Genomic DNA, 6,000 nt, shown 5'->3' on the forward strand with positions numbered 1-6,000 from the left:
AGCGGGAGATCCCGTGTCCGACAGCGACGGCAGCGAGCCGCTCGTCGCGTGTCCACAGGCGGGCGGCGCTGGTCAGCATCGTGTCGACGAGGATCACGCAGGCGGCGTCTGTCGCCGCGGGACCGGCTTGGCGTCCGGCTCAGTGGCCCCCAGCTGCGCGAGCCGTCGCGCACTCTCGCGTTCGATCAGCGCCCTCAGAGCCTGACGGACGAGGGCGGTCTTCTCGGTGGTCCCGGTCAGGCGTTGCGCTTCCGCCACCAGATCGTCGTCGAGCGGGAGGGTCGTTCTCATGGGAGCCTCCAGGCACGGCAATGCAGACCAGATGATGAGCATCCACATTGCCGCGATGGGCCGGGTTGAGGTGATCCGCGGTGCCGAAGCGCTGGGGGTCACCTCAACCCCTCTACCGGGTGGAGGTGCCGCTGCAGTCCCGTTGGCGGGAGGGGCGGGTCCGACGAGAAGCCCTCAGCAGCAGGGGGTTTCGTCCTGTGGAGCGCAGCATGTCGAGCGTCGCCAGGTTGGGGGAGTGGGCGGATGCCTGTCCCGGGAACGCGGTGGCGCGGAGGTCGGTCGTGGTCTCGGGGGTGGCGCGGTCCGTGGTCGTGAGGTCGGTGATGGTGCGGTCGGTGTCAGTGGTGACGGTCATGACGACTCCCGGGGCTTTTTTGGGTATGCTGCCGCCAGCTATGCAGGCCGCGGCACACGGGTCGGGCGGTGCGCTGAACAGCGCCAAACGGGTCGCGCGCCACGCGCCGTGCGAGGGAGCGAACATCACTCACGATCCATGGATGCCAACGTGGCCCCGGTCACGATGATTCCCCGATCGGCCATTTATTCGGAGGATTCCTCCGGATCTCTCAGACGGCCCTGACGTCACCCACCCGGGCGGATCGGAAAGGAGAGAGCGCGAGGTCGAGGGCGACGACCGCGAAGCCGGCTGCCGCCGCGACGAGCATGGTCCGGAAGCCGAAGTGGTCGCCGAGCAGGCCGCCGAGTGGGGCCCCGACGACGATCATGGCGCGGTTGACCGAGCGCTTCGTGGTGTTCATCCGGGCCTGCAGCCGGTCGGGGGTGACGGACTGCTGGTAGCCCATCTCGTTGGAGTTCTCCGCGCCGAGGGAGAGCCCGAAGAGGAGCTGGCCGAGGACGAACGGCACCCACCCCCACGGATGGGAGGTGGCCAGGGCGACAAGCCCCCAGGCGAGCGCCGTAAGGGCCCGCGCCCCGATGACAACGTGGCCGGCGCCCCAGCGGCGCCCCAGCCGGACGGCGACCGAGCTGCCGAGCACCCCGCCCACCCCGGCCGCGGCGAGGGCGAGCCCGAGACCCAGGGGGCCGAGCCCGACGGTCCGTAGGGCGAAGGGGGTGACCACGGCGCCGGCGACGGCCGAGCAGAGGAACCACGCATGCGTGTTGACCGCCAGTGCCCGTAACGTCCCCTGCCGGTAGACCCAGCGCAGGCCCTCGGCCGCCTCTGCGCCGATACCCCGGAGCGATGACGCGTGAGCCGGGGGCCCCACGACCTGGACCCGGGACACGAGGACGGCCGACACAAGATAGCTGAAGGCGTCGACGAGGACGGCCACCGGCGCCCCGAGCCACGAGATGAGCGCTCCGGCCAACGCCGGGCCGGACGTCTGGGCGACCGCGTCGCTCTGGTCGAGCCGGGCGTGGGCCGGGGTGATGAGGCCAGCGGGGACGAGACGCGGGACGAAGGACAGGAAGGCCGCGTCCCCGACGAGGGAGAAGAGGCCGAAGAGGGCGACGATGAGCAGCAGCGCGGTGAGGCTCAGCGACCCGGTGGCCGCCAGGGCCGGCACGGCGAGCAGCAACAGGCCGCGCGCCAGATCGGTCACGACGAGGAGCGGGCGACGTCTCGAGCGCTCGACAAGGACACCACCGATGATCCCGAAGAGCAGGTAGGGCACCCAACGAGCGGAGTTGAGCAGGCCGACCTCGGTCGACCCACCGCCGAGCGTGACGACGACGATGACCTGCAGCGCGAGCGTCGTGACGTAGGAACCGAACTCGGAGACGGTCGAGGCGCTCCAGAACCACCAGAACGCCCGGCCGAGGCGTGCCTCAGCCGTGGGGGACCACCGCCGGCGGCAGGTCGTCCGTCTCGACCCTCGCCTCGGCGAGCCGGGTGAGGACCGCTTCGACCGTCTCGGTCACGGACTGCGTGCTCGTGTCGAGCCAGAGGCCGACGCGGCGCGTGGCCGTCTCGGGCGAGGGGTTGAGAACGACGAGGTGCAGGGGCGCGGGCGAGACGAAGTCGATGAAGTCGTCGAGGAAGTCGCCGAGGATGGTGTCGCTGATGACCGCGTCGAAGCCGGCCTGCTGATAGGTCTCGGCCACCGCGATGCTCCCCAGCCAGCGCAGGAAGAGCTGCTCGACGGCCTCCGGGGGCGCCGGCAGGGTCATCGGGACCTCGCCGGTCACGACCATGTCGTGGATCGCGGCGCCGTCGACGTGGACGGCGCGGGGGAGCCGTGCCGCCACGGCTCGAGCGACGGTCGTCTTGCCCGCCCCCGGTGCCCCGGTGACGAGGACCAGCCGGCCGAGGGGTCGCTGGGTCGTCATCACTGCTCGGTCACGAACCCAGGGCCGCGCTGACGACGTCCTTGGCCTCGGCCTGGACCTGCGCCAGGTGGTCGGCACCCTTGAACGACTCGGCATAGATCTTGTAGACGTCCTCGGTGCCGGACGGACGGGCGGCGAACCACGCGCTCTCGGTCGTCACCTTGAGCCCACCGATCCTGGCCCCGTTGCCGGGCGCCGAGGTGAGCTTGGCCGTGATCGGTTCTCCCGCAAGCGTTTCCGCGGTCACGGCCTCCGGAGTAAGAGCCCCGAGCGCGGCCTTCTCCGCTCGGGTCGCGGCCGCGTCGATGCGCGCGTATGCCGGGTCGCCGTGCTCGGCGGTGAGGTCGGCGTAGTGCTGGCTCGGCGTGCGACCCGTCGCGGCGAGGATCTCGGAGGCCAGCAGCGCGAGGATGATCCCGTCCTTGTCCGTCGTCCACACCGTCCCGTCGAAGCGCAGGAACGAGGCGCCCGCGGACTCCTCCCCGCCGAAGCCGACGGACCCGTCGAGCAGGCCGGGGACGAACCACTTGAAGCCGACCGGGACCTCGAGCAGCGTCCGGCCGAGATCGCTCGCCACGCGGTCGATCATCGAGGACGACACGAGCGTCTTGCCGATCGCCGTCGAGCTCGGCCACCCCGGACGCGCTCCGTCGTAGAGGTAGCGGATCGCCACGGCCAGATAGTGGTTGGGGTTCATCAGGCCCGCATCGGGGGTGACGATGCCGTGGCGGTCGGAGTCGGCGTCGTTGCCGGTGGAGATGTCGTAGTCGGCCCGACGCTCGATGAGCGAGGCCATCGCATAGGGCGACGAGCAGTCCATCCGGATCTTGCCGTCCCAGTCGAGCGTCATGAACGCCCACTGCGGGTCGACCTCGGGGTTGACGACCGTGAGGTCCAGGCCGTGTCGCTCGGCGATCTCGCCCCAGTAGCCGACCGACGCGCCCCCGAGCGGGTCGGCGCCGATGCGGACTCCGGCCTCTTTGATCCTCGCCAGATCGACGACGTGGGGGAGGTCGTCGACATAGGTGCCCAGGTAGTCATATTTCCCGACCTCGCCCAGCGCCTCCTCCAGCGGCACGCGACGCACGTCGCCCATGCCACCGACGATGATCTCGTTGGCACGACGGGCGATCCACGACGTGGCGTCGGTATCGGCCGGCCCGCCGTGCGTCGGGTTGTACTTGAACCCGCCGTCCGACGGCGGGTTGTGCGAGGGGGTGACGACGATGCCGTCGGCGAGGCCGTTGCGGCCGGTCGAGGCGCCCACCTTGTCGCGGTTGAGCCGCAGGATGGCGTGCGAGACCACGGGGGTCGGGGTGTAGCCGTCACGGTCGTCGACGAGCACCGTGACCCCGTTGGCCACGAGCACCTCGAGCGCCGAGCGCCAGGCCGGCAGCGACAGCGCATGGGTGTCCCGCCCGATGAAGAGCGGACCGTCGACGCCCGCTCCTCTGCGGTACTCGCAGATCGCCTGGGTCGTCGCGAGGATGTGCGCCTCGTTGAACGCGGTCTTCAGGCTCGAGCCGCGGTGACCCGACGTGCCGAAGACGACCTGCTGGTCGGGGTCCGTCGCGTCGGGCACGAGGTCGTAGTAGGCGTCGATCAGGGCAGTGACGTCGACGAGGTCCTCGGGCAGCGCGACCTGGCCGGCGCGGGGGTGGGTCATCGGACCGTCCCCTCGACGACGGTCGACGGCACGACCGACGACGTGACGACCGCCGGCGCGATCGCGGCCGGGGCGACGGGCGTCGTGACGGGGACGAGCCAGACGGTCGACAACGCGGGGACGGTGACGCTGACGGCATACGGCTGGTTGTCCCAGCGCACCTGCTCGGCGGTCAGGACCACCCCGGTCGAGCTCGGCGCCTCGGGGCGGTAGCCCGCGGTGTCGAGGACGACGGTCCACTGCCCGCCCCGCGGCAGACCGATCCGGTAGGCCTCGTGGGTGCTCCCGCTGAAGTTCACGACGATCGCCATGACGGGGGCGTCGCTGGAGCGGTTCCCGGCGCCGAAGCGCAGGTAGGAGAACGTGTTGTGGCTCGAGTCGTCGGCGTTGAGCCAGATGAAGCCGGCCGGGTCGGTGTCGTACTCCCACATCTCCTTGTGCGCACGGTAGATCGCGTTCATGTCCTTGACCTGCGCGTGCACGCGGTAGTGCGACGGCTGGTCCAGCAGCCACCAGTCGAGGCTGCGACCGTCGGCCCACTCGGACTCCTGCGCGAACTCGCAGCCCATGAAGATCAGCTGCTTGCCGGGGTGGGCCCACATATGGGCCAGGAATGCCCGCAGGGTGGCCAGCTGCTCGTCCCGGGTGCCCGTCGACTTGCGCAGCAACGACCCCTTGCCGTGGACGACCTCGTCGTGGCTGATCGGCAGGACGAAGTTCTCGGTGAACGCGTACATCAGCGCGAAGGTCATCGAGTTGTGGTGGTACTGCCGGTAGACCGGGTCCTGCGCGAGGTACTTGAGGGAGTCGTTCATCCAGCCCATGTTCCACTTGAAGCCGAAGCCGAGACCGCCGCCGCTGGTGGACTTGGTGACCCCCTCCCACGAGGTCGACTCCTCGGCAATCGTGACGATGCCGGGCGCCCGCCGGTATGCCGTGCCGTTCATCTCCTGCAGCACCCGCACCGCGTCGAGGTTCTCGCGTCCGCCGTAGGAGTTGGGGATCCACGCGCCGGGCTGGCGGGCGTAGTCGAGGTAGAGCATCGACGCCACGCCGTCCACGCGCAGGCCGTCGACGTGGAACTCCTCCAGCCAGTAGAGCGCGTTGGCGACGAGGAAGTTGCGCACCTCGTTGCGGCCGAGGTCGAAGATGAAGGAGCCCCACTCCGGGTGCCAGCCCTTGCGCGGGTCGGGGTGCTCGTAGAGCGGCTGCCCGTCGTAGCGGGCGAGGGCCCACGCGTCGGTGGCGAAGTGACCGGGGACCCAGTCGAGGATCACGCCGATCCCGTTCTGGTGCAAGCGATCCACCAGGAAGCGGAAGTCGTCGGGGGAGCCGAAGCGGGATGTCGGGGCGTAGTAGCCGGTGACGTGGTAGCCCCAGGAGGGCACGTAGGGGTGCTCCATGACGGGCAGCAGCTCGACGTGGGTGAAGCCGAGGTCGACCACGTAGTTGACGAGGTGCTCGGCGAGGTCGCGATAGCTCAGCCCCTGGCGCCACGACCCGAGGTGCACCTCGTAGACGCTCATCGGGCCGTTGTGCGGGTTGCTCGTGGCGCGACGCTGCATCCACTCGCCGTCCTGCCACTCGTGGTGAGCCTCGGTGACGATCGCCGCGGTCTTCGGGGCGATCTCGGTGCGGCGCGCCATCGGGTCGGTGTGGTTGCGGGTCACCTGACGTTCGGGCGCGCGGCTGACGCAGGCATCGTACTGCCCGTGGTCGCGCTCGCGACGGTCTCGCTGTCGGTGATGACG

5 protein-coding genes and 1 pseudogene are annotated in these 6,000 nt (G+C 70.2%); all 6 read right to left on the reverse strand.

The genetic code is table 11. The features are described from left to right. Positions 1-93 precede the first annotated feature (93 nt). A complete protein-coding gene (locus Q0R63_RS05850; protein WP_295695246.1) occupies positions 94-291 on the reverse strand; it encodes a type II toxin-antitoxin system VapB family antitoxin in 198 nt (65 codons plus the stop codon). Positions 292-403: 112 nt separating this feature from the next. Further along, positions 404-646 (reverse strand): hypothetical protein, encoded by a 243-nt coding sequence (locus tag Q0R63_RS05855; RefSeq protein ID WP_295695248.1) that lies wholly within the window; start codon positions 644-646, stop codon positions 404-406. A 211-nt stretch (positions 647-857) separates the two neighbouring features. Beyond that, positions 858-2,057 (reverse strand): annotated as a pseudogene (locus Q0R63_RS05860) (MFS transporter); the annotation flags it as partial. A 25-nt stretch (positions 2,058-2,082) separates the two neighbouring features. Further along, positions 2,083-2,583, reverse strand: a complete 501-nt coding sequence (locus Q0R63_RS05865; RefSeq protein ID WP_295695250.1) for an AAA family ATPase — start codon at positions 2,581-2,583, stop codon at positions 2,083-2,085. A 10-nt stretch (positions 2,584-2,593) separates the two neighbouring features. Beyond that, a complete protein-coding gene (gene pgm / locus Q0R63_RS05870) occupies positions 2,594-4,249 on the reverse strand; it encodes a phosphoglucomutase (alpha-D-glucose-1,6-bisphosphate-dependent) (RefSeq protein ID WP_295695252.1) in 1,656 nt (551 codons plus the stop codon). Continuing rightward, positions 4,246-6,000: 1,4-alpha-glucan branching protein GlgB (gene glgB, locus Q0R63_RS05875; RefSeq protein ID WP_295695255.1), on the reverse strand; the 1,755-nt coding region annotated here is incomplete at its 5' end. The genes glgB and pgm, both read right to left, overlap by 4 nt.

Source organism: Lapillicoccus sp., assembly GCF_025353065.1.
Lineage (GTDB): Bacteria > Actinomycetota > Actinomycetes > Actinomycetales > Dermatophilaceae > Lapillicoccus.